Here is a 23047-nt window from a genome sequence, read left to right as displayed (position 1 = left end):
AGGGCTGGGGTGGGGGTACTGCGTCTTCCCGGGGGCAGGGGGCAGCCCCGGGCCCCGGCCGAACAGCGCGTCGGCCGGGCGCAACGGCGTCTCAGAGGACAGGTACGGGCGTGAACCGTACGGGCAGTTCGGTCAGGCCCCGCAGCCACGGGGAGGGGCGCCGGGTCAGCGACTCGGCGGGTACGGCCAGGTCGATGTCCGGCAGCCGGTCCAGGACGACCTCGATCCCGGTGCGCGCGATGACCTCGGCGACCTCCTGCGCCGGGAACGGGCAGCGGTGCTCCCCGTGACCGAAGGAGAAGTGGGCGTTGTTGCCCCCGGTGAGCGCGGAACTGTCGGTGCGGACCTGGGGGTCGGAGTTGGCGCCCTGCAGACCGAGCAGCAGCAGGTCGCCGGAGCGGACCCGGCGGCCGCCGAGCTGGGTGTCGCGGGAGGCCCAGCGCCCTGCCACGTTCTGGGTGGGGGTGTCCTCCCACAGCACCTCGTTCATGGCTTCGGCGACACTGTGCCGGCCGCCGAACAGGGAGGCCGCGAACCGCTCGTCGGTGAGCATCAGGCGCAGCGAGTTGCCGATCCAGTCGGCGGTCGGCTGGTGACCGGCGGCCATCATGACCATCAGGTCCTGGGCGATCTCCTCGTCGTTGAAGCCCGAGGTGTCCGCGAGCATCCGGGAGACGACGTCGTCGGCCGGTGTCTCCTTGCGGTCGGCGAGCAACCGCGCCATGGAGCCGGCGAGATGCTGTTGTCCCGCCAGTGCGCCCTCGCCCCCGTTGACCATGTCGTTCAGGGCGGTCACCAGGCCGGGACCCTGCTCGTCCGCGAAGCCGTAGAGCGTCGCGAGGACCCGTACGGGCAGCAGGGCCGCATAGTCGCCGACGAGGTCCGTCTCGCCCTTGGGGCAGATCGCGTCGATCAGTTCGTCGGCGAACTGCTCGGTCCGGGCGCGCAGTTCGAAGGGGTTCACGGCTTCGAGGGCGTCGCTGATCATCGCGGCGCGCTCGCGGTGCCGCTCGCCGACCGTGTACAGGATGGAGGGCTGCTTGCGGCCGATCATCGGCAGCAGCGGCCAGTCGCCGGGGACGCGGTCCCACTGACTCCACAGGTCCGAGTCCCGGCTGAACAGCTGGGGATCGCCGGTGACCTGGTGCAGTTCGCGGTATCCCAGCACCAGCCACGCCGGGATGTCGCCGTCGAGGACGACCGGCACGACGGAACCGTGGTCGCGCCGCATCTCCCGGTACAGCTCGGCGGGTTCGGTCTGGAACCGCGGCCCGCCGAGGGGGACGGGCGCGGATGCGGCGGTGGGGGTCACAGCGCCAACTCCGGGAATTGAAGGGCGCCTTCCGCGGCTGCGGCGCCGTGACGGGCGTGGATGGACTGGAGGTGTTCCACCAGGGTGATCAGCACCCGCTTGCTGGACTCCCGGGAACGGGCGTCGCAGTCGAGCAGCGGCACGTGCGGGTCGAGGTCGAGCGCCTCGCGGATCTGCGCGGGGGTGTGCGGGGGCCCGCCGAAGTCGTTGCACGCCACGATGAACGGCGTGCCGTGGTGCTCCAGCCGGTCGATGGCGTACCAGGAGTCGTCGATACGACGGGTGTCGACCAGGACGATCGCGCCGAGTGTTCCGGAGAACAGCCGGTCCCACAGGAACCAGAACCGCTCCTGACCGGGCGCGCCGAACAGGTACAGGACGTTGTGGGTGTCCAGCGTGATGCGGCCGAAATCGAAGGCGACGGTGGTCGCGGACTTGCCGCGCACCTCGCTGATGTCGTCGACGGCCTCGCCGGCCTGCGTCATCGTCTCCTCGGTGTTGAGGGGACGTATCTCGCTGACCGAGCGGACCAGGGTCGTCTTGCCGACGCCGAAGCCGCCCACGATCACGATCTTGAGGCCGTTGTCGGCCGACGCCGACAGGGGCGCACGGGCGTCAGAGGTTACGGAGTCCAACGAGCACCTGCTCCAGAATGTCGGGATCGGGAAGACCGGAAGGAACAGTGGTGTGCGGGTGACGGGCGCTGACGCGGCCCGTGGAGAGCAGGTCGGAGAGCAGGATGCGGGTGATCGACACCGGCAGCTTCAGCTCCGCCGCGATCTCCACGACCGCCGTCGGCCGCTCGCACAGCCGCAGGATCGCGGCGTGCTCGGACTGCATGCCCACCACCGGATCGCACTCGGCGACCACCAGCGTCACCAGGTCGAAGGGGGTGTCGGGCCCGGACCGGGTGCGCCCTTGGGTGAGGGTGTACAGCCGGTCGGGCGCGTCGTCCCTGCCAGGACGGCTCATGACGACCGGGGCGGCGTACTCAGGTGCTCGCCGAGTTGTTCCACGAGTTCGCTCATGTTGTGCCCGACCAGTCCGGCGTCGGCGTCCTCGGCGGTGACGACGGCGAGATGCGCGCCGTCGCCGGCCTCCACGATGAACAGCACCCCTCCGTAGAACTCGGCCATCGCCGAGCGCACACCCCCGCTGCCGTCGCCGAACTCCACCGACGCCCCGTGGGACAGCGACTGGATGCCGGCGGCGATCGCGGCGAGCTGGTCGGCCTGGTCGACGGACAGCTCCGGAGTACGGCACAGCTTCAGGCCGTCGCGGGAGAGCACGAGCGCGTGCCGTGCGCCCGGGGTGCGCTCAAGGAGGCCCTCGATGAGCCAGGTGAGCTTCTCGTCGGCGGTGATGGTGCCGGTCATGGGGTGGTGTCGCCTTCCGGGAGCGCGTACGTGGTGGGGGTGGTGGAAGTGGTGGGGGCGGCGCCCCGCACGGCGGCTTCGTCGCGGACGTCGTCCGCGGCCCGAACGGGATGCGCGTCCGGGACGCGGTCCTCGGCTCCTGGGCGGTGCTCGGCCCGTGCAAGGTCCTCGGCCCGTGCAAGGTCCGCGGCCTGTGGGGCGTCATCGGCCGCTACGGCTTCGGGGGTGCCCGGCGCCGTGCCGCGTACCGCCTGGCGGAAAGTGCCGAAGCGGGCGGCCGACCGGGTCTTGGGGTCGTCGCCGCTACGGGGTTCCGGGGTGGCCTGGGGCGTGGCGTGCGAGCGGCTGCGCTCGGCGTGGGCGAGGGTGCGTCCGCGACGGCGCTTGGGAAGGCCGCCGGTGGACGACGCGGGACCCTGTTCGTGCCGGGGCGAGTCGTGGGCCGGGACGGGGTCCGGGTCGAGGTCGCCGACCGCGTGGGCGGCGGCGTACGACACGGGCGACGCGGGGGACACGAGGGATTCCTGGGGCGACCGGGACTCCTGCGGGCCCGGTGGCCTCTGCGGCTCCGGCGTTCCTTGGCCGGCCGGGGAACGTGGCGCGGAGGTGCGGCCTTCGACGGCTGTCGGGGCCGACGCGGCGGGCTCGTGTCCGGCCGACAGCGGGGCCGTGCCGTACGGGGAGTTCGCCGGCGTGAGGAGGTCCTGCGGGATCAGCACGAGAACGCCGGTGCCGCCGCGGGCGGAGGGCCGGAAGGACACCTTCAGGCCGTACTTGCGGGCCAGCCGGCCGACCACCACGAGGCCGAGGCGGGTGCCGGTGAGTCCGCCGAGATCGGACGCGTTCACGATGTCCCCGGAGACGGCGCGTTCGGCGCGGCGCAGCTGGACGTCGCCCATCACCAGACCGCTGTCCTCGACGGAGACGATGACACCCGCCGGGACCTCCTCGACGTACACATGCACTTCGGCGGTGGGCGGCGAGAAGTTGGCGGCGTTGTCGAGGAGTTCGGCGAGCGCGTGCATGACGCCCTCGGCGGCGTGTCCGGCGACGGCGGCATCGCTGGTCGAGTGGACGCGCACGCGCTGATAGCCGCCGATGCGGCCCATGGCGCCGCGCAGGATCGACTCCATGACGATCGGGCGGGCCCAGCGGCGCCCCGAGCGCGCGCCCGTCAGGACGGCGACGGAGTCGGCGAGGCGGCCCGCCTGGGCGGTGCGGTGGTCGAGGTGGAGGAGGTCGGCGAGGACGTCCTCGTCGGAGTGCCTCTCCTCCATGGCCCGCAGGTCGGCGAGCATGCCGGTGGACAGTGCCTGCATGCGCCCGGCCGCGTTGGCGGTCGCCGCGACCGCGGAGGTCCGGTTGCTGTCGGCCTGCCGGGCGCGCTCGGAGAGTTCGGCGTTGCGCTCGGTGAGCCGGGCGCGGTCGGCGACGAGCAGCTCCCGCTCCTCGGTGAACTCCTCGGTGAGGCGGGCGCGTTCGCGTGCGGCGGCCTCGGTCAGACGAATCCGCTCCTGGGCCGCGGCCTCCGCCGCGCGGGCGCGTTCGCGGGCGGCGTCGTCGGCCAGCCGGGCCCGCTCCTGGTTGAACTCCTCGGTCAGCCGGGCCCGTTCCTGCAGGAGCCGGCCGGCGTCCTTGGTCACGTTGTCGAGGCGACGGAGTATCAGTCGCCTGGTCTGTACGGCGCGGGCGGCCACCGTGACGGCCGCGCACAGCAGCACCGCGGCGACGCCGGTGCCCCAGGCGAGGGGGACGCGGGCCGGCTCGGGCGCCAGCAGGACGGCGGCCACCACCGCGATCGCGGCCGGGGCGGCGGCGGTCAGCGCGGCTGTCGCCGTGGCGCGCGGGGTGGGTCGTTCGCCGGAGGGCAGGGGCGGGGTCATCAATCGGTCCTCGGTCGTGTTCTTGGGGGAGAACGTGTCCTCGGTCGTGTCCTCGGTCGGTCCTGGGCGAGAAGTGACACCTGATGCTCAACTCGCCGTCACTATATGAGAGTTCGAGATCCGATTGGGAGGCTTCGGGAAGCGGTTTCATGATCGCCTCCGCGTATCGGGGCCTTTCGGGTGCGCGGCCGGGCGGCGGGTGCCGGTGCCCGGCGGCATCCTGGAGACATGACGGATCTGGGTGGACGGTCGGAGGGGCTGCCGGAGGGACGACCCGGGGGGCGAGCCCGGGGGCGAACCGGTGGACGGCTCACTGGACCGCCCGGGGCTGTGCCGAAGGGGCTTGCCGAGAGGGAGCCGAATGGCCTCCCGGAGAAGCTGCGGTCCGAGCTGCTGAGCACCGTGCGGGGCGAGGTCTCCTTCGACGCCACGGCGCGGGCGCTGACCACCATGGACGCCTCAAACTACCGGCGCGTACCGCTCGGCGTCGTGGCCCCGCGCGACGCCGACGACGTGACGGCGGCCCTCGCGGTGTGCCGCGCCTACGGAGTGCCGGTCGTGGCGCGCGGCGGCGGTACGTCGATCGCCGGACAGGCCACGGGCACCGGCGTCGTCCTGGACTTCACCCGCCACATGAACCGGATCGTCGCGCTCGACCCGCAGGCCCGTACGGCCGTCGTCCAGCCCGGTGCCGTCCTCGACCGCCTCCAGGAAGCCGCCGCCCCGCACGGCCTGCGCTTCGGCCCCGACCCCTCCACCCACAGCCGCTGCACCCTCGGCGGAATGATCGGCAACAACTCCTGCGGCTCCCACTCGGTCGCCTGGGGCACCACGGCGGACAGCGTGCGGGAACTGTCCATCGTCGGCGCGGCCGGGGACACGCGCCGCCTCGGCCGCAACTGGCAGGGCGCCCCGGACGGCCTGCGGGCCCTGGTCGAGGGCGAGTTGGCGCTGCTGCGGACCGGCTTCCCGGACCTCCCGCGGCGGATCTCCGGGTACGCCCTCGACGCGCTGCTGCCCGAGAGGGGCGCGGACGTGGCCCGCGCCTTCTGCGGCTCCGAGGGCACCTGGGGCGTCCTCACCGAGGCGGTCGTACGACTCGTCGACGCACCCCGCGCGCGGGCGCTGGCCGTCCTCGCCTACCCCGACGAGAGCGCCGCCGCGGACGCCGCCGCCGGTCTGCTGCCGCTCCGGCCGCTGACCGTGGAGGGGATGGCCGCCGATCTCGTACCCGCCGACGCCGGGCTGCCGCGCGGCGGGGCCTGGCTGTTCGTGGAGACGGGCGGCGCGTCGCAGGCGGAGGCACGCGCGCGTGCTGACGCGATCGTGCGGGCGGCGGACGTACAAGGCGCCCTGGTGGTCACCGACCCGGCGGGGCAGCGGGCGCTGTGGCGGCTGCGGGAGGACGCGAGCGGAACGGCGACCCGGATGCCGGACGCCGGGGGCGGCTCCCTGCCCGGCCGTGCCCGCGGCCTCGGCGGCGAGGCATGGCCCGGCTGGGAGGACTGCGCGGTGCCGCCCGCCCGGCTCGGCGCCTATCTGCGGGACTTCCGGTCCCTGCTCGCGGCCCACGGCCTGCACGGCACGCCGTACGGGCACTTCGGCGACGGCTGCATCCACGTCCGCATCGACTTCGACCTGATCTCCACGGCGGGCGTCGCCCGCTTCCGGCGCTTCTCGGAGGAGGCCGCCCACCTCGTCGTCTCCCACGGGGGCTCCCTGTCGGGCGAGCACGGCGACGGGCAGGCGCGCGCGGAACTGCTGCCGACGATGTACGGCGCCGAGATGGTCCGCCTCTTCGAACGGGCGAAGGACCTCTGGGACCCGGACGGCCTGCTCAACCCCGGCATGCTCGTCCGGCCGCACCGGCTGGACGAGAACCTGCGGTTCGCGGTGCTGCCGCACCGCCCGGTGGACGTGGAGTTCGGCTACCCGGCGGACGGCGGCGACTTCTCGGCGGCGGTACGCCGCTGCGTGGGCGTCGCCAAATGCCGTACGACATCGGTACAGGGCGCGGAGGTCATGTGTCCCTCCTTCCGCGCGACCGGCGAGGAGGAGCACTCCACGCGCGGGCGGGCCCGGCTGCTGCACGAGATGCTCGCCGGCGAGATCGTCACCGACGGATGGCGCTCGACGGAGGTCCGTGACGCACTGGACCTGTGCCTGTCCTGCAAGGGGTGCAGGTCCGACTGCCCGGTCGGCGTCGACATGGCCACCTACAAGGCCGAGTTCCTGCACCACCACTACGCGGGCCGCCGCCGCCCCGCCGCGCACTACGCCCTGGGACGGCTCCCGGCCTGGCTCGCCGCGGTCACCCGCATCCGCTCGGCACGGCTCGTCAACTCCCTCGCGTCCGTTGGTCCGTTGGCCGCCTTCGCCAAGCGCCTGGGCGGTATCGCGCCGGAACGGGAGATCCCGGCCCTGGCACCGGAGACGTTCAGCCAGTGGTGGTCCAGACGATTCCGGGACCGGGTGCGGGCGTACGTGCGCAAGGGACGGGCGGGCGCGTGGGACGGTCCGGGCGGGGGAGGGGACGGGGAGCGGCGGGCGGCGGACGAGCTGTTCCCGGGCTTCGGCGGGAAGACGGTCCTCCTGTGGCCGGACACGTTCACCGAGCACCTGGCACCCTCCGTCGGACGCGCGGCCGTACGGGTTCTGGAGGCCGCGGGACTGGCCGTGCTGCTGCCTCCGAGGACCGTGATGCGGCACGGGCCCATCGGCGACGGAGTCACCCGGGGCCCCCTCCGCTTCAACACGCTGCTGCCGCGCCGCCGCCACCGCGTCTGCTGCGGACTGACGTACGTCTCGACCGGCCAGCTCGACCGCGCCCGCACCGTGCTGCGCCGCACCCTCGACCTCATGGAGCCCTACCTCGCCCTGGAGGACCTCTCGGTCGTCGTCCTGGAGCCGAGCTGCGCCGCCGCGCTGCGCACGGACCTCCCCGAACTGCTGCGGGACGACCCGCGCGCGGCGCGGCTGGCGGCGGCGGTGGCGACCTTCGCGGAGGCACTGGAACGGCACGCGCCGGACTGGACGCCGCCCCGCGTCGACCGCCCGGCCGTCGGCCAGACGCACTGCCACCAGCACGCGGTCCTCGGCGACGCCGCCGAACGCAGGCTGCGCGAAGCGGCGGGTCTGACCGGCGCCCTCGTCGGCGGCTGCTGCGGTCTCGCCGGCAACTTCGGCTTCGAGAAGGGCCACGAGAAGGTGTCGACGGCCTGCGCGGAGGAGCAACTGCTCCCGGCGGTACGGGCGGCCGACGACACCGCGGTGATCCTCGCCGACGGCTTCTCCTGCCGCACCCAACTGGCCCACCTGACCGACCGGCGTGGCCGCCACCTGGCGGAGGTCCTGGCGGAAGCGCTGGAGAACGGTGCGCAGGGGGGCGGGTCCGCGGGACCCCCGTCAGTACGCTGACGTTTCGACCGACCCCAGGACTTCGAGGAGCAGCGCGTATGACCCTCCGCCTGCAGACGATCACCCGTGACGAACACCTGGCGTTCGTCCGCTCGCGGCCCTCGGCCAGCCATATGCAGGTGCCGTCGTGGGGCGATGTGAAGCCGGACTGGCGCGCGGAGAGCCTCGGCTGGTTCGACGCGGACGGCCGGCTCCAGGGGGCCGGTCTCGTGCTGCTGCGTCCCCTGCCGAAGGTCAAGCGGTACCTCGCGTATCTGCCCGAGGGCCCCGTCATCGACTGGCACGCCCCGGACCTCGCCGAACGCTGGCTCCGGCCGATGCTGGCGCATCTCAAGTCACGCGGCGCGTTCACCGTGAAGATGGGCCCGCCCGTGGTCGCGCGCCGCTGGAGCGCGGACGCGGTCAAGGCGGCCATCGCCGATCCGGCGGCGCGGCGGCTGGGCGACGTGGCGGCGACCTCGCGGGAGCCGGGTGCCGCCGAGATCGCCGACCGGCTGCGGGGCATGGGCTGGCGGCGGACCGAGCCGGGCGGCGAGGACGGCTTCGCGGCGGGACAGCCGCGCTACGTCTTCCAGGTCCGCTTCGCCGGACGGTCCCTGGAGGAGATCCACAAGGGCCTGAACCAGCAGTGGCGGCGCAACATCAAGAAGGCCGACAAGGCCGGCGTCCAGGTGGTCCGGGGTGGCTACGACGACCTGCCCGCCTTCTACGAGCTGTACGCGGAGACGGCGCAGCGCGACCGGTTCATCCCGCGCCCGCTGCCCTACTTCCAGCGGATGTGGACCTCGCTGACGGCCGAGGACCCCGACCGTATGCGGCTGTATCTCGCCCGCCACGACGGCGACGTCCTCGCCGCGGCCACCATGCTGACCGTCGGCACCCACGTCTGGTACTCCTACGGCGCCTCCACCGGCCGCAAGCGCGAGGTCCAGCCCAGCAACGCCATCCAGTGGCGCATGATGACCGACGCCCACGCGCTCGGCGCTGCCGTCTACGACTTCCGCGGTATCACCGACACCCTCGACGAGACCGACCACCTCGTCGGCCTCCTCCGCTTCAAGGCGGGCGCGGGCGGCGAGGCCGCGGAGTACCTCGGCGAGTGGGACTTCCCCATCAACCGGGTGCTGCACAAGGCGCTCGACCTGTACATGAACCGCCGCTGACCGGCCGCTGATCCGCCGCTGATCCGCAGTTGATCCGCTCGGAGGCTGGCAGGGGCGGGCATCGGAGCGAAGGGTCGTCAGCCGTCCAGGTTCGCTTCGAGGCTCTTGGACTTTCCGCGGCCCACCTGGGTGCGCACCGCGCCCATGCTCGCCGCGATGACCAGGGCGATGGCGAGGGACTCGGTGAGGGAGAGGGCCTGGTCCAGGACGAGGAATCCGGCGGTGGCGGCCACGGCCGGTTCCAGGCTCATGAGGATGGCGAAGGTGGCGGCGGGGAGGCGGCGCAGGGCGAGGAGCTCGAGGGTGTACGGGAGGACCGAGGAGAGCATGGCCACCGCGGCGCCCAGCGCGACGGTGGTCGGGACGAGGAGCTTCGAACCCGACTCGACGAGCCCGAGGGGCAGGAACGCCACCGCCGCGACCACCATGGCCAGGGCGAGGCCGTCGGCCTGGGGGAAGCGTCGGCCCGTACGCGCGCTGAAGATGATGTACGCCGCCCACATGGCTCCCGCGCCCAGGGCGAAGGCGACACCTACCGGATCGAGGCTGCTGAAGCCTCCGCCGCCGCCGAGCAGGAAGACGCCGCCGAGGGCGAGGCCCGCCCAGAGCAGGTTCACGGCGCGGCGGGAGGTGAGGACGGAGAGGGCGAGCGGGCCGAGCACTTCGAGCGTGACGGCCGTGCCGAGCGGGATGCGGGCGACGGACTGGTAGAAGAGGCCGTTCATCGCGGCCATGGTGAGGCCGAAGACGACCACCGTGTTCCAGTCGGCGCGCGAGTGTCCGCGCACCTTCGGACGGCAGACCAGCAGCAGCACGATCGCGGCCACCAGCAGCCGCAGCGTCACCACGCCGAGGGCGCCCACCCTGGGCATCAGGCTCACCGCGAGCGCCCCGCCGAACTGCACGGAGATCCCTCCGGCGAGCACCAGGCCCACGGGCCCGAGGGCACCGCGTCTACCGGGACCGCCCGCGGTGGGCGCGCCGGCCGCGGGCACGGGTGCCAGGGCGGGGGCAGCCGAGGCCGGGGAGGACGAAACGGCGCTGGGGGTGTTCACGGGGCCTTCCACGGGATCGACTCGGTTCGTTCATCATGCTGCACTTGTCAGTCCAGAGTAATGGACTTGGTCAGGCGTGTGAACTCGTTATGCAACTGTCCCAGAGAAACGGGCGGGGCGCCCGAAGAAGAGGGCGCGGCCATGGCGAGCGTCGGACGAGGTCCCGCGTCGCCCCCCTGCCCAGGAGGCGGCCCGAATTAATGCAAGCATGCTTGCTTGTTTCTTCCAGCGCTGCCATGCTCCGTGCCACACACCGTCGTGTCCCGAGGGGAGCGCATCGTGTCCGACGCGTCGTCCGTGGTCTCCGTGATCGACGACCTGCACCGGGAGAGTGAGGAACTCGACCGGCTGGTGGCGGAGTTGAGCGAGGGGCAGTGGGCCCTCCACACGCCCGCCGCAGGCTGGTCCGTCGCCCACCAGATCGCGCATCTCGCCTGGACCGACCGGTCCGCCCTGCTCGCCGTGACCGACGCCGAGGCCTTCGCCAAGGAGGTCGAGAAGGCGCTCGCCTCTCCCGACGGCTTCGTCGACGAAGGGGCGGAGGAGGGCGCCGCCCAGCCGCCCGCCCTGCTGCTCGCGGGCTGGCGCGAGGGGCGGGCCGCCCTGGAGACGGCCCTGCGCGCGGCACCCACCGGAACACGATTCCCCTGGTACGGCCCACCCATGTCCGTCGCCTCCATGGCCACCGGCCGGCTCATGGAGACCTGGGCCCACGGCCAGGACGTCGCCGACGCCCTGGGTGTGGTCCGTCCCCCCACCGACCGGCTCAGGCATGTGGTCCGCATCGGGGTACGCGCCCGTGACTTCGCCTTCGCGGTGCACGGCCTCACCGCACCCGCCGAGGAATTCCGCGTGGAGCTCGACAGCCCCTCCGGCGAGGCATGGACCTACGGACCGGCCGACGCCCCGCAGCGCGTCACCGGCCCCGCCCTCGACTTCTGCCTGCTGGTGACCCAGCGAGCCCACCGCGCCGACCTCGCCGTACGGGCGACGGGCCCCGACGCCGACCGCTGGCTGGACATCGCCCAGTCCTTCGCCGGCCCGCCGGGCGCCGGGCGGGAGCCGAAGGGGGCCGCGCAGTGACCCCGGGAGCCGCGACCCGCCCCCTGCGCGTCGGCAACGCCTCCGGCTTCTACGGCGACCGCTTCGACGCGATGCGCGAGATGCTCACCGGTGGCGAACTCGACGTCCTCACCGGTGACTACCTCGCCGAGCTGACCATGCTGATCCTGGGCCGGGACCGGCTGAAGGACCCCGCCGCCGGATACGCCCGTACCTTCCTGCGTCAGCTGGAGGACTGTCTCGGCCTGGCGCACGAGCGGTCCGTGAAGATCGTGACGAACGCCGGCGGCCTCAATCCGGCCGGGCTCGCCGACGCGGTGCGGACCCTGGCCGGCCGGCTCGGCATCCCGGTGCGCGTCGCCCACGTCGAGGGCGACGACCTCACCGCCGCTTACCCGGGCAGTCTCGCCGCCCACGCCTACCTCGGCGGCTTCGGCATCGCCGAGTGCCTGTCGGCGGGCGCGGACATCGTGGTCACCGGCCGGGTGACCGACGCGGCACTCGTCACCGGGCCCGCCGCCGCCCACTTCGGCTGGCGGCCGGGGGACTACGACCGGCTCGCGGGTGCCGTCGTCGCCGGGCACGTGCTGGAGTGCGGAACCCAGGCCACCGGCGGCAACTACTCCTTCTTCGGCGACGGCGACGTACGCCGCCCCGGCTTCCCGCTCGCGGAGATCCACGAGGACGGAAGCTGCGTCATCACCAAGCACCCCGGCACCGGCGGCTTCGTCGACGTCGGCACGGTCACCGCGCAGCTTCTGTACGAGACCGGGGGCGCCCGGTACGCGGGACCCGACGTCACCGCCCGCCTGGACACCGTACGGCTCGTCCAGGACGGCCCGGACCGGGTGCGGATCGAGGGCGTGCGCGGTGAGGCCCCGCCCCCCACCCTCAAGGCCGGCCTCAACAGGCTCGGCGGCTTCCGCAACGAGGTGACCTTCGTCCTGACCGGACTCGGCATCGAGGCCAAGACCGCGCTGGTGCGCGAGCAGATGGGCGACGCGCTCGCCAAGACGCCGCCCGCGGAGGTGCGCTGGGAACTGGTGCGCACCGACCGGGCCGACGCGGACACCGAGGAGACGGCCAGTGCCCTGCTGCGGCTCGTCGTCCGCGATCCCGACCAGGCCACCGTGGGGCGCGCGCTGAGTGGGGCGGCCATCGAGCTGGCGCTCGCCAGCTACCCCGGATTCCATGTGGTGGCGCCACCAGGGAAGGGTGCGCCCTATGGGGTCTTCGAGGATGTGTACGTCCCCCATGGCGCCGTGGACCATGTGGCCGTCCTCCACGACGGGAGCCGCCTCTCGGTGATCCCGGCCCAGGACACGCTCGTACTGGAGACACTCGAAGAACCGTCCCTGCCCGAGCCGTTGCCCGCGGGTCCGGCCCGCCGGGCCCCCCTCGGCCTGATCGCCGGTGCCCGCAGCGGCGACAAGGGCGGCAACGCCAACGTCGGCGTCTGGGTCCGCACCGACGAGGCCTGGCGCTGGCTCGCCCACGAGCTGACGGCCGACCGCTTCCGGGACCTGATCCCGGAGAGCCGCCCGCTGAAGGTCGTCCGTCACGTCCTTCCCGACCTCCGCGCCCTCAACTTCGTGGTCGAGGGAATCCTCGGAGAAGGCGTCGCCTCCCAGGCTCGTTTCGACCCCCAGGCCAAGGCCCTCGGCGAATGGCTCCGCTCCCGTCACCTGGATATCCCGGAGGCCCTGTTGTGACCGTGCTTTCCTCCGCGCTCGACCTCAGGAGTCCCGAGTACGCGGCCCACCGCGCGACCATGCTCGGCAAGCTCGCGGACCTGGAGTCGGAGCACGCCAAGGCGCTCGCGGGCGGCGGCGAGAAGTACGTCGCCCGGCACCGCAAGCGCGGCAAGCTTCTGGCCCGGGAGCGGATCGAGCTGCTGCTCGACCCGGACACGCCCTTCCTGGAGCTGTCGCCGCTCGCGGCCTGGGGCAGCGACTACGCGGTGGGCGCCTCCCTCGTCACCGGGATCGGCGTCGTCGAGGGGGTCGAGTGCCTGATCACGGCGAACGACCCGACCGTGCGCGGCGGCGCGAGCAATCCGTGGAGCCTGAAGAAGGCGCTGCGGGCCAACGACATCGCTCTCGCGAACCGGCTGCCCTGCATCAGCCTGGTCGAGTCGGGCGGCGCGGATCTGCCCTCGCAGAAGGAGATCTTCATCCCCGGGGGCGCGATCTTCCGCGACCTCACCCGGCTGTCGGCCGCCGGAATCCCCACGGTGGCCGTGGTCTTCGGGAACTCGACGGCCGGAGGCGCGTACGTCCCCGGAATGTCCGATCACGTGATCATGGTCAAGGAGCGGGCGAAGGTCTTTCTCGGCGGGCCTCCGCTGGTGAAGATGGCCACGGGCGAGGAGAGCGACGACGAGTCGCTGGGCGGCGCCGAGATGCACGCGCGCGTGTCGGGACTCGCGGACTACTTCGCCGTCGACGAGCAGGACGCGCTCCGCCAGGCCCGCCGGGTCGTCGCCCGGCTGAACCACCGCAAGGCGTACGGCGATCCGGCTCCGGCGGCACCCCCGAAGTACGACGAGGACGAACTCCTCGGGATCGTTCCGGGTGATCTCAAGCATCCGTTCGACCCGCGCGAGGTGATCGCCCGGATCGTCGACGGCTCGGACTTCGACGAGTTCAAGCCGCTGTACGGGACGAGTCTGACCACCGGCTGGGCGAGTCTGCACGGCTATCCGGTCGGCATCCTCGCCAACGCCCAGGGCGTGTTGTTCAGCGCCGAGTCCCAGAAGGCCGCCCAGTTCATCCAGCTCGCCAACCAGCGCGACATCCCGCTGCTCTTCCTGCACAACACCACCGGCTACATGGTCGGCAAGGAGTACGAGCAGGGCGGCATCATCAAGCACGGCGCGATGATGATCAACGCGGTGAGCAACTCGCGGGTCCCGCATCTGTCGGTGCTGATGGGCGCCTCCTACGGCGCCGGCCACTACGGGATGTGCGGGCGCGCCTACGACCCGCGCTTCCTGTTCGCCTGGCCCAGCGCCAAGTCGGCCGTGATGGGCCCGCAGCAGCTCGCGGGCGTCCTGTCGATCGTCGCCCGGCAGTCGGCCGCCGCGAAGGGGCAGCCCTACGACGACGACGCCGACGCGGCGCTGCGCGCCCTGGTGGAGCAGCAGATCGAGTCCGAGTCGCTGCCGATGTTCCTGTCCGGGCGGCTGTACGACGACGGGGTCATCGACCCGCGCGACACCCGCACTGTCCTCGGCCTGTGCCTGTCCGCGATCCACACCGCGCCCTTCGAGGGCGCGCGCGGTGGCTTCGGCGTCTTCCGGATGTGAGGAATCACGTGATTTCGAGTCTGCTGGTCGCCAACCGGGGCGAGATCGCCTGCCGGGTCTTCCGTACCTGCCGCGAGGCGGGGGTGCGTACCGTCGCGGTGTACTCCGACGCCGACGAGAACGCCCTGCACGCGCGCATGGCGGACGCGGCGGTGCGGTTGCCGGGCGCGACGCCCGCGGAGACGTATCTGCGGGGCGATCTGATCGTGCGGGCCGCGCTCGACGCGGGCGCGGACGCCGTGCACCCGGGGTACGGGTTCCTGTCGGAGAACGCCGGGTTCGCGCGGGCGGTGATCGACGCGGGTCTGGTGTGGGTCGGTCCTTCGCCGGAGGCGATCGAGGCGATGGCCTCCAAGACCCGTGCGAAGAAGCTGATGGGGCTCGCCCCCTTGGAGAGGGTCACCGCCGCGGACCTGCCGGTGCTGGTCAAGGCGGCGGCGGGCGGCGGCGGACGCGGGATGCGGATCGTCCGCGAACTGGCCGACCTGGACACCGAGCTGGAGGCGGCCCGCGCGGAGGCGCTGAGTGCCTTCGGGGACGGGGAGGTGTTCGTCGAGCCGTACGTGGAGGGCGGCCGGCACGTCGAGGTGCAGATCCTGGCCGACGCGCACGGCACCGTCTGGCCGCTGGGCACACGGGACTGTTCCCTCCAGCGGCGCCACCAGAAGGTCATCGAGGAGGCGCCGGCTCCCGGACTCGGCGACGAACTCACGCGGACGCTGTACGACCTGTCCGTGCGGGCCGCCCGCGCGGTGGACTATGTCGGCGCCGGCACGGTCGAGTTCCTGGTCGCCGACGGCACGGCGCACTTCCTGGAGATGAACACCCGCCTCCAGGTCGAACACCCGGTGACGGAGGCGGTGTTCGGGGTCGATCTGGTGGCCCTGCAGCTCCGGGTCGCGGAGGGCGAACGGCTGGAGAGCGAGCCCCCACGTGCGCGGGGCCACGCCGTCGAGGCCCGGCTGTACGCGGAGGACCCGGCGGGCGCGTGGGCGCCGCAGACGGGCACGCTGCACCGGATCGCCGTCCCCGACGGCGTCCGGCTGGACACGGGCTTCGCCGACGGGGATTCCGTCGGCATCCACTACGACCCGATGCTCGCGAAGGTCGTCGCGCACGCCGGTACGCGCGCGGAGGCCCTGCGGAAACTGTCCGGCGCCCTGGAACGGGCCACGATCCACGGACCGGTCACCAACAGGGATCTCCTCGTACGGTCGCTGCGGCACGAGGAGTTCGCCGGGGCCCGGATGGACACGGGCTTCTACGACCGTCACCTCGCCGCGCTGACCGAGCCCGCCCCGGACCCGTACGCCCCGCTGGCAGCCGCCCTCGCCGACGCGCACGGCCGTTCGCGGTTCGGCGGCTGGCGGAACCTGGCGTCGCAGCCGCAGACCAAGCGCTATCGGATGCACGGCACCGAGCACGAGGCCGCCTACCGGCACACGCGCGAGGGGCTCGCGGCCGACGGGGTGCGCGTGGTGCACGCCGACGCGGGCCGTGTGGTCCTCGAAGTGGACGGTGTGCGGCGGACGTTCGAGGTCGCGCGGTACGCCGACGGCCAGGTCTTCGTGAACGCCACCGCGCTGACCGCGCTGCCCCGGTTCCCCGATCCGGCGGCGGACCGGGCTCCCGGCTCGCTGATCGCGCCGATGCCCGGCACCGTGGTCCGGGTGGCCGAGGGACTGGCGGAGGGCGCCGCCGTGCGGGCGGGCGAGCCCCTGCTGTGGCTGGAGGCGATGAAGATGGAGCACAAGATCTCCGCGCCGACGACAGGAACGCTCAGCGCCCTGCACGCCGTCGTCGGACAGCAGGTCGAGGTGGGCGCGCTACTGGCCGTCGTACAGGAGGCGCCAGCGAAGGAACCGGCAGCGCGGGAACCGGCAGTGCTGGAACCGGCAGTGCTGGACCAGGCAGCGCAGGAGCAGGCGCCGCGGGCCGACGCCCGGTGAGTACGCGCCCCGGTTCCGGGACGCCGGGGCGCACCACCGCGCGGGTCTCCGCCGCGCGGACGCGAACAGCTACGTAACAGGCCGCACTTTCCTTACCGAGGAGCCGTCATGAGCCCTGTCACAGAGACCGATGAACACAAGGCGCTCCGTTCCGCGGTCGCCGCTCTCGGCAAGCGCTACGGCCGCGAGTACCTCACCAAGGTCGTCGCCGAGGGCGGCCACCCCGACGAGCTCTGGTCCGAGGCGGGCAAGCTCGGCTACCTCGGGGTGAACCTCCCGGAGGAGTACGGCGGCGGAGGCGGCGGCATCGCGGAACTGTCCATCGTGCTGGAGGAGTTGGGCGCGGCGGGCTGCCCGCTGCTGATGCTCGTCGTCTCGCCCGCCATCTGCGGCACGGTCATCGCCCGCTTCGGCACCGAGGAGCAGAAGCGGCAGTGGCTGCCGGGCCTGTCGGACGGCACCCGCACCATGGCGTTCGGCATCACCGAGCCCGACGCCGGCTCCAACTCGCACCGGATCACCACCACGGCCCGCCGCGACGGCACCGACTGGGTCCTGAACGGCCGCAAGGTGTTCATCTCCGGCGTCGACATCGCCGACGCGACGCTCATCGTGGGCCGCACGGAGGACGCGCGCACCGGCAGCCTCAAGCCCTGCCTGTTCATCGTCCCGCGCGACACCGACGGGTTCGGGCGGCGTCAGATCGACATGGAACTGGCCAGTGCCGAGAAGCAGTTCGAGCTCACCCTGGACGAGGTACGGCTGCCGGCCGACGCGCTCGTCGGTGGGGGCCCCTCCCACGCTTTCGGCAGTGGGGGAGAGGACGCGGGACTGCTCCAACTGTTCGCCGGGCTCAACCCGGAGCGCGTGATGACGGCCGCGTTCGCGATCGGCATGGGCCGTTTCGCGCTCGCCAAGGCCGTCGAGTACGCGCGTGAGCGCACCGTCTGGAAGGCGCCGATCGGCGCGCACCAGGCCATCGCGCACCCGCTGGCGCAGGCCCACATCGAACTCGAACTGGCCCGGCTGATGATGCAGAAGGCGGCGTTCCTGTACGACTCGGGGGACGACGTCGCGGCGGGGGAGGCCGCCAACATGGCCAAGTACGCGGCGGGAGAGGCCTGCGTACGGGCCGTCGACCAGGCGGTGCACACTCTCGGCGGGAACGGCCTCACACGGGAGTTCGGCCTCGCCTCCCTGATTACGGCGGCGCGCGTGTCTCGTATCGCGCCGGTCAGCAGGGAGATGATTCTCAACTACGTCTCCCACCAGACCCTGGGCCTGCCCAAGTCGTACTGACCGCTCTAGGAGGAACCGTGTTCCGCAGCGAGTACGCAGATGTACCGGCCGTCGAGGAACCCATCCACGACGCCGTCCTGGGCCACGCCGCCGAGCGCGGCGACACACCCGCGCTCGTCGACGGCGTCGACGGCACCACGCTCACCTACGCCCAACTCGACCGGTTCCACCGGCGGCTGGCCGCCGCGTTCGCCGAGGCGGGGCTGCGCAAGGGCGATGTGCTGGCCCTGCACAGCCCCAACACCATCGCCTTCCCGACGGTCTTCTACGGGGCCACGCGCGCGGGGGCGTCGGTCACGACGGTGCACCCGCTCGCCACTGCGGAGGAGTTCGCCAAGCAGCTGCGGGACTCCTCGGCCCGCTGGATCGTGACCGTCTCTCCCCTTCTGGAGGCGGCCCGCCAGGCAGCCGAACTCGCGGGCGGCGTACGGGAGATCTTCGTGTGCGACCAGGCGCCGGGGCACCGCTCGCTGGTCGACCTGCTGGGCAGCACCGCGCCCGAACCGCAGGTCGACATCGACCCCGTTCAGGACGTGGCGGCGCTCCCGTACTCCTCGGGCACCACGGGCGTCCCCAAGGGCGTGATGCTCACCCACCGCTCCATAGCCACCAACCTCGCCCAGCTCTCGCCGGCCATGCCGATGGGCCCGGGCGACCGCATCCTCGCCGTGCTGCCGTTCTTCCACATCTACGGACTGACGGCCCTGATGAACGCGCCCCTGAGGCAGGGCGCCACCGTCGTCGTGCTGCCCCGCTTCGAACTCGACACGTTCCTGGGCGCCATTCAGGAGCACCGCATCACCGGCCTGTACGTGGCACCGCCGATCGTCCTCGCGCTCGCCAAGCACCCGGCCGTCGCAGAGTACGACCTGTCGTCCCTGCAGTACATCGTCTGCTCGGCCGCGCCCCTGGACGCCGCGCTGGCGGCCGCCTGTTCGGCACGGCTGGGGCTGCCGCCGGTGGGCCAGGCGTACGGCATGACGGAGCTGTCACCCGGTACGCACGTCGTTCCGCTCGACGCCCAGAACCCGCCCCCGGGAACGGTCGGCAAGCTCGTCGCGGGCACCGAGATGCGCATCGTCTCCCTCGACGACCCCGGCAAGGACCTCGGTGTCGGTGAGGCCGGCGAGATCGTCGTCCGCGGCCCCCAGGTCATGAAGGGCTATCTGGGGCGTCCCGACGCGACCGCCGCGATGATCGACCCGGACGGCTGGCTGCACACCGGCGACGTCGGCCATGTGGACGCGGACGGCTGGCTGTTCGTCGTGGACCGTGTCAAGGAACTCATCAAGTACAAGGGCTTCCAGGTCGCCCCCGCCGAACTGGAGGCGCTGCTGCTCACCCACCCCGGCATCGCCGACGCCGCCGTCATCGGGGCCTACAACGAGGACCACAACGAGGTCCCGCACGCCTTCGTGGTGCGCCAGCCCTCCGCCGCCGACCTCACCGAGGGAGAGGTGATGATGCACGTCGCCGAGCGCGTCGCCCCGTACAAGCGGGTCCGTCTCGTCACCTTCATCGACGCGGTCCCGAGGGCGGTCTCCGGGAAGATCCTGCGCCGGGAACTGCGAGGCCGTTCATGACCGTCGTCCGTACGGCGCGGGACCGCGCCGTCACCACCCTCACCCTCGACTCACCGGCCACCCGCAACGCCCTGTCGGCCGCCCTCGTGGGCGAACTGTCCGACGCGCTGACCCGCTGCGGCAAGGACGACGACACCCGCGCGGTCGTCCTGACCCACACCGGGAACACCTTCTGCGCGGGCGCCGACCTGCGGGAACCGCCGCATCCAGACGCCTTCGTCGGCCTGCTGCGGCAGATCGTCGAGCTGCGCAAGCCCGTCGTGGCCCGGGTGGGCGGACACGTCCGGGCGGGCGGCCTCGGGCTGCTCGGGGCCTGTGACATCGCGGTGGCCGGCCCGGAGGCGAGCTTCGCCTTCACCGAGGTACGCATCGGGGTCGCCCCCGCCGTGATCTCGCTCCCGCTGCTGCCCCGCGCCGACCCGCGCGCACTCGCCCGCTACTACCTCACCGGCGAGCGCTTCGACGCCGCCGAGGCGGTCCGCACCGGGCTCCTGACGGCGGCCGGGGACGACGTGGACGCCGTACTCGCACCCGTTCTGGACGGGCTGCGCCGGGCGGCCCCCGAAGCCCTCGCCGAGACGAAAGCGCTGCTCACGGCTAAGGTGCTGGAGGCCTTCGACCGGGACGCGGCGGACCTGACCGCGCTCTCGGCCCGGCTGTTCTCCTCCGCGCCGGCCCGCGAGGGGATGACGGCCTTCCTCGAACGACGGGATCCCGCATGGGTGGTGTGAGCGCGACGGAACACGCGGCACGTACTCCGCACGTCCCCAAACAGGACCGCAGCCGGGCCACCCGGCAGCGGCTCCTGGCCGCCGCCGTGGCCTGCCTCGCCGAACACGGCTGGGCGGGCTCCACGGTCTCCGTCGTCGCCGAACGCGCCGGCGTCTCCCGGGGCGCCGCCCAGCACCACTTCCCCACCCGCGAGGATCTCTTCACCGCGGCGGTCGAGTACGTCGCCGAGGAACGCTCCACCGCCCTGCGCGAACTCTTCCCCGACGGCCCCGCCGACCGGCGTGTCGTCGTCACCGCCCTCGTCGGCCTCTACACCGGGCCGCTGTTCCGCGCCGCCCTCCACCTGTGGGTAGCGGCGTCCAACGAGGACCAGCTCCGCTCACGCGTCACCGAGCTCGAAGCCCGCGTCGGCCGGGAGAGCCACCGCATCGCGGTGGACCTGCTGGGCGCGGACGAATCCCGGCCCGGGGTGCGCGAGACCGTGCAGGGCGTGCTCGACATGGCGCGCGGGCTCGGCCTCGCGAACCTGCTCACCGACGACGCCGTACGCCGGGAGCGGGTCGTGGCGCAGTGGGGGGCGATCGTGGAGGAGGCACTGGGCTGAGCGCGCCGAACGGGTGAGCGGCGGCCGGTGCCGCCCCGGCCCACCGTTCCGGTACCTCCCCGCCCGCCGTTCCCGGTACCGCCCCGCCGGCCGTTCAGGGGCTGAGACGCTCGGTCCGCCAGCTTCCGTCGGGCTCGGCCACATAGCGGAGCCGGTCGTGGAGGCGGTTCTCGCGGCCCTGCCAGAACTCGACCGTCCGCGGGGCGATCCGGAAACCTCCCCAGTGCGGTGGCACCGGCACCTGCTCGCCCTCCGGATAGCGGGCGCTCAACTCCGCGTACGAGGCCTCCAGTTCGGTGCGCGAGGAGATGACCGCGGACTGCTCGCTCGCCCAGGCGCCGAGCTGGGAGCCGTGCGGGCGGGTGCGGAAGTACGCGGCGGTCTCGTCCCGGCCGGTGCGCCGCGCCGTCCCGGTGACGATGACCTGTCTGGCCATCGGGTGCCACGGGAAGAGCAGCGAGATGTACGGGTTGCGGGCCAGTTCGAGCGCCTTGCGCGAGTCGTAGTTGGTGTAGAAGACGAAGCCCTGCTCGTCGTACTGCTTGAGCAGAACCGTGCGCGAGCTGGGCCGGCCCTCGGCGTCCGCCGTGGAGACGACCATCGCGTTCGGCTCGTGCACGAAACCGTGCACCGCGGCCTGCGCCGCCTGCTTGAACCAGTGCGAGAACTGCTCCATGGGGTGCGCGGCGAGATCACCCTCGTCGAGGCCCTCGGCGCGGTAGTGCGCCCGCATGGCGGCAGGGTCGGCGGCGAGTTCCTCGTCCGCGGCCTCGGCGGCCGCGGCCGCGCGCTGGATGAGGGGTTCGGTCACGGATTCGTCCGGGAAACGATCGTTCACGCCGTCATCCTGCCGTATCCGGGCCCGCTCCCGGGGGCGGGTGGGCTTCATCACGCAGTGGCACTCAGTGCCGCGTACTCTCCCCAAAGGTGGCACTCGGAGATATCGTGCTGGTGCCGTTCCGGTTGGAGGACCAGCCGTACGGGGCATCACCGGGGTGACCGCTTCGGACCGCGAGTCGGCGGAGACTGTTCGAAGAGCATTCGAGAGGCTTCGCGGAACGACCGTGGAACCGGCCGGCGAACCGCACGACCGTCGACCGTCCCCCCTGCAAGGGCACAGGGTCACACACACCCCGACAACACCATCCGTCGTACACATCACGAGGAGCCGCCTGATGTCCGACTTCGTACCCGGACTCGAAGGAGTCGTCGCGTTCGAGACGGAGATCGCCGAACCGGATAAGGAGGGCGGCGCTCTCCGGTACCGGGGCGTCGACATCGAGGACCTCGTCGGGCATGTCTCCTTCGGCAATGTCTGGGGACTCCTCGTCGACGGCGCCTTCAACCCCGGCCTGCCGCCCGCCGAGCCGTTCCCGATCCCCGTCCACTCCGGCGACATCCGTGTCGACGTGCAGTCCGCGCTCGCCATGCTCGCCCCCGTCTGGGGCCTCAAACCCCTCCTCGACATCGACGAGCAGCAGGCCCGCGACGACCTCGCCCGCGCCGCCGTCATGGCCCTGTCGTACGTCGCCCAGTCCGCCCGCGGCCAGGGCCTGCCGATGGTTCCGCAGAACGAGATCGACAAGGCCCACTCCGTCGTCGAACGGTTCATGATCCGCTGGCGGGGCGAGCCGGACCCCAAGCATGTCGCCGCCGTCGACGCCTACTGGACCTCGGCCGCCGAGCACGGCATGAACGCCTCCACCTTCACCGCGCGCGTGATCGCCTCGACGGGCGCCGACGTCGCCGCCGCGCTCTCCGGCGCCGTGGGAGCCATGTCGGGTCCGCTGCACGGCGGCGCCCCCTCCCGCGTCCTCGGCATGATCGAGGAGATCGAGCGCACCGGCGACGCCGACGCCTACGTCCGGCACGCCCTCGACAAGGGCGAACGCCTGATGGGCTTCGGTCACCGCGTGTACCGCGCCGAGGACCCGCGCGCGCGGGTGCTGCGCCGCACCGCGCGCGAGCTCGGCGCCCCCCGCTTCGAGATCGCCGAGGCCCTGGAGAAGGCGGCCCTCGCCGAGCTCCACGCCCGCCGCCCGGACCGTGTCCTGGCGACGAACGTCGAGTTCTGGGCGGCCATCGTCCTCGACTTCGCCGAGATCCCGGCGCACATGTTCACGTCCATGTTCACGTGCGCCCGTACCGCGGGCTGGTCGGCGCACATCCTGGAGCAGAAGCGCACGGGCCGCCTCGTACGCCCCTCCGCGCACTACGTGGGCCCCGGCTCGCGCGGCCCCCAGGAGATCGAGGGCTACGGGGGCATCGCGCGCTGACCCGCGTCGCGCACCGACCCGCGTCCGCC

General features: G+C 72.7%; 18 protein-coding genes. 11 read left to right on the top strand and 7 right to left on the bottom strand.

Annotated elements, in window-relative coordinates; all coding sequences use genetic code 11:
• Positions 1-91: 91 nt before the first annotated feature.
• From ABZX90_RS40345 to ABZX90_RS40325, 5 genes are read right to left on the bottom strand one after another with little or no spacing between them, the layout of a single operon-like run.
• A complete protein-coding gene (locus ABZX90_RS40345; protein ID WP_355213328.1) occupies positions 92-1312 on the bottom strand; it encodes a cytochrome P450 in 1221 nt (406 codons plus the stop codon).
• A complete protein-coding gene (locus ABZX90_RS40340) occupies positions 1309-1914 on the bottom strand; it encodes an ATP/GTP-binding protein (RefSeq protein WP_355213335.1) in 606 nt (201 codons plus the stop codon). The genes ABZX90_RS40345 and ABZX90_RS40340 overlap by 4 nt, the downstream gene beginning before the upstream one ends.
• Positions 1915-1927: 13 nt before the next feature.
• On the bottom strand, positions 1928-2284 hold the full coding sequence (locus ABZX90_RS40335; protein ID WP_351120581.1) for a DUF742 domain-containing protein: 357 nt from the start codon (positions 2282-2284) through the stop codon (positions 1928-1930).
• The gene (locus ABZX90_RS40330) at positions 2281-2688 is read right to left on the bottom strand and encodes a roadblock/LC7 domain-containing protein (RefSeq protein ID WP_355213327.1); all 408 of its coding nucleotides are present in this window, start codon (positions 2686-2688) and stop codon (positions 2281-2283) included. Before ABZX90_RS40330 ends, ABZX90_RS40335 begins: the two co-directional genes overlap by 4 nt.
• Positions 2685-4571: an ATP-binding protein gene (locus ABZX90_RS40325; protein WP_355213326.1), complete on the bottom strand. Its 1887-nt coding sequence runs from the start codon at positions 4569-4571 to the stop codon at positions 2685-2687. Before ABZX90_RS40325 ends, ABZX90_RS40330 begins: the two co-directional genes overlap by 4 nt.
• A 450-nt stretch (positions 4572-5021) precedes the next feature.
• Here ABZX90_RS40325 and ABZX90_RS40320 point away from each other — a divergent pair, with 450 nt between their 5' ends.
• Positions 5022-7988: an FAD-binding and (Fe-S)-binding domain-containing protein gene (locus ABZX90_RS40320; RefSeq protein WP_355213334.1), complete on the top strand. Its 2967-nt coding sequence runs from the start codon at positions 5022-5024 to the stop codon at positions 7986-7988.
• Between the two features lie 38 nt (positions 7989-8026).
• On the top strand, positions 8027-9151 hold the full coding sequence (locus ABZX90_RS40315; RefSeq protein ID WP_355213325.1) for a peptidoglycan bridge formation glycyltransferase FemA/FemB family protein: 1125 nt from the start codon (positions 8027-8029) through the stop codon (positions 9149-9151).
• A gap of 77 nt (positions 9152-9228) precedes the next feature.
• On the opposite strand, the gene ABZX90_RS40310 is transcribed toward ABZX90_RS40315, so the two are convergent.
• Positions 9229-10206 (bottom strand): EamA family transporter, encoded by a 978-nt coding sequence (locus ABZX90_RS40310; protein WP_355213324.1) that lies wholly within the window; start codon positions 10204-10206, stop codon positions 9229-9231.
• A gap of 279 nt (positions 10207-10485) precedes the next feature.
• Between ABZX90_RS40310 and ABZX90_RS40305 the strand changes: the two genes are divergently transcribed.
• From ABZX90_RS40305 to ABZX90_RS40270, 8 genes are all read left to right on the top strand, one after another.
• Complete coding sequence (locus ABZX90_RS40305) at positions 10486-11289, top strand: TIGR03084 family metal-binding protein (protein ID WP_351120572.1); 804 nt, start codon at positions 10486-10488, stop codon at positions 11287-11289.
• Entirely contained in the window at positions 11286-12980 is a 1695-nt protein-coding gene (locus ABZX90_RS40300) for an acyclic terpene utilization AtuA family protein (protein WP_355213323.1), read from the top strand. Before ABZX90_RS40305 ends, ABZX90_RS40300 begins: the two co-directional genes overlap by 4 nt.
• The gene (locus tag ABZX90_RS40295) at positions 12977-14575 is read left to right on the top strand and encodes a carboxyl transferase domain-containing protein (protein WP_355213322.1); all 1599 of its coding nucleotides are present in this window, start codon (positions 12977-12979) and stop codon (positions 14573-14575) included. Before ABZX90_RS40300 ends, ABZX90_RS40295 begins: the two co-directional genes overlap by 4 nt.
• Before the next feature lie 8 nt (positions 14576-14583).
• Positions 14584-16524, top strand: a complete 1941-nt coding sequence (locus tag ABZX90_RS40290; RefSeq protein WP_355213321.1) for a biotin carboxylase N-terminal domain-containing protein — start codon at positions 14584-14586, stop codon at positions 16522-16524.
• Between the two features lie 108 nt (positions 16525-16632).
• Positions 16633-17823 carry an acyl-CoA dehydrogenase gene (locus ABZX90_RS40285; RefSeq protein ID WP_351120564.1) on the top strand — a complete coding sequence of 397 codons (1191 nt, stop codon included), beginning with the start codon at positions 16633-16635 and terminating at the stop codon, positions 17821-17823.
• A gap of 17 nt (positions 17824-17840) precedes the next feature.
• A complete protein-coding gene (locus ABZX90_RS40280) occupies positions 17841-19406 on the top strand; it encodes a 4-coumarate--CoA ligase family protein (RefSeq protein ID WP_351120562.1) in 1566 nt (521 codons plus the stop codon).
• Positions 19403-20137 carry an enoyl-CoA hydratase family protein gene (locus ABZX90_RS40275; RefSeq protein WP_355213320.1) on the top strand — a complete coding sequence of 245 codons (735 nt, stop codon included), beginning with the start codon at positions 19403-19405 and terminating at the stop codon, positions 20135-20137. Before ABZX90_RS40280 ends, ABZX90_RS40275 begins: the two co-directional genes overlap by 4 nt.
• Positions 20125-20742 carry a TetR/AcrR family transcriptional regulator gene (locus ABZX90_RS40270; protein ID WP_351120559.1) on the top strand — a complete coding sequence of 206 codons (618 nt, stop codon included), beginning with the start codon at positions 20125-20127 and terminating at the stop codon, positions 20740-20742. Before ABZX90_RS40275 ends, ABZX90_RS40270 begins: the two co-directional genes overlap by 13 nt.
• A 94-nt stretch (positions 20743-20836) precedes the next feature.
• On the opposite strand, the gene pdxH is transcribed toward ABZX90_RS40270, so the two are convergent.
• Positions 20837-21475: a pyridoxamine 5'-phosphate oxidase gene (gene pdxH, locus ABZX90_RS40265; protein WP_351120808.1), complete on the bottom strand. Its 639-nt coding sequence runs from the start codon at positions 21473-21475 to the stop codon at positions 20837-20839.
• 442 nt (positions 21476-21917) lie between these two features.
• Between pdxH and ABZX90_RS40260 the strand changes: the two genes are divergently transcribed.
• A complete protein-coding gene (locus ABZX90_RS40260; protein WP_351120557.1) occupies positions 21918-23018 on the top strand; it encodes a citrate synthase 2 in 1101 nt (366 codons plus the stop codon).
• The last annotated feature ends 29 nt before the right edge of the window (positions 23019-23047 follow it).

Source organism: Streptomyces sp. NPDC002935 (genome assembly GCF_040611295.1).
Classification (GTDB): Bacteria; Actinomycetota; Actinomycetes; order Streptomycetales; family Streptomycetaceae; genus Streptomyces.
The sequence above is the reverse complement of the archived record's forward strand: the minus strand, read 5'-3'. Positions and strand labels throughout refer to the sequence as shown.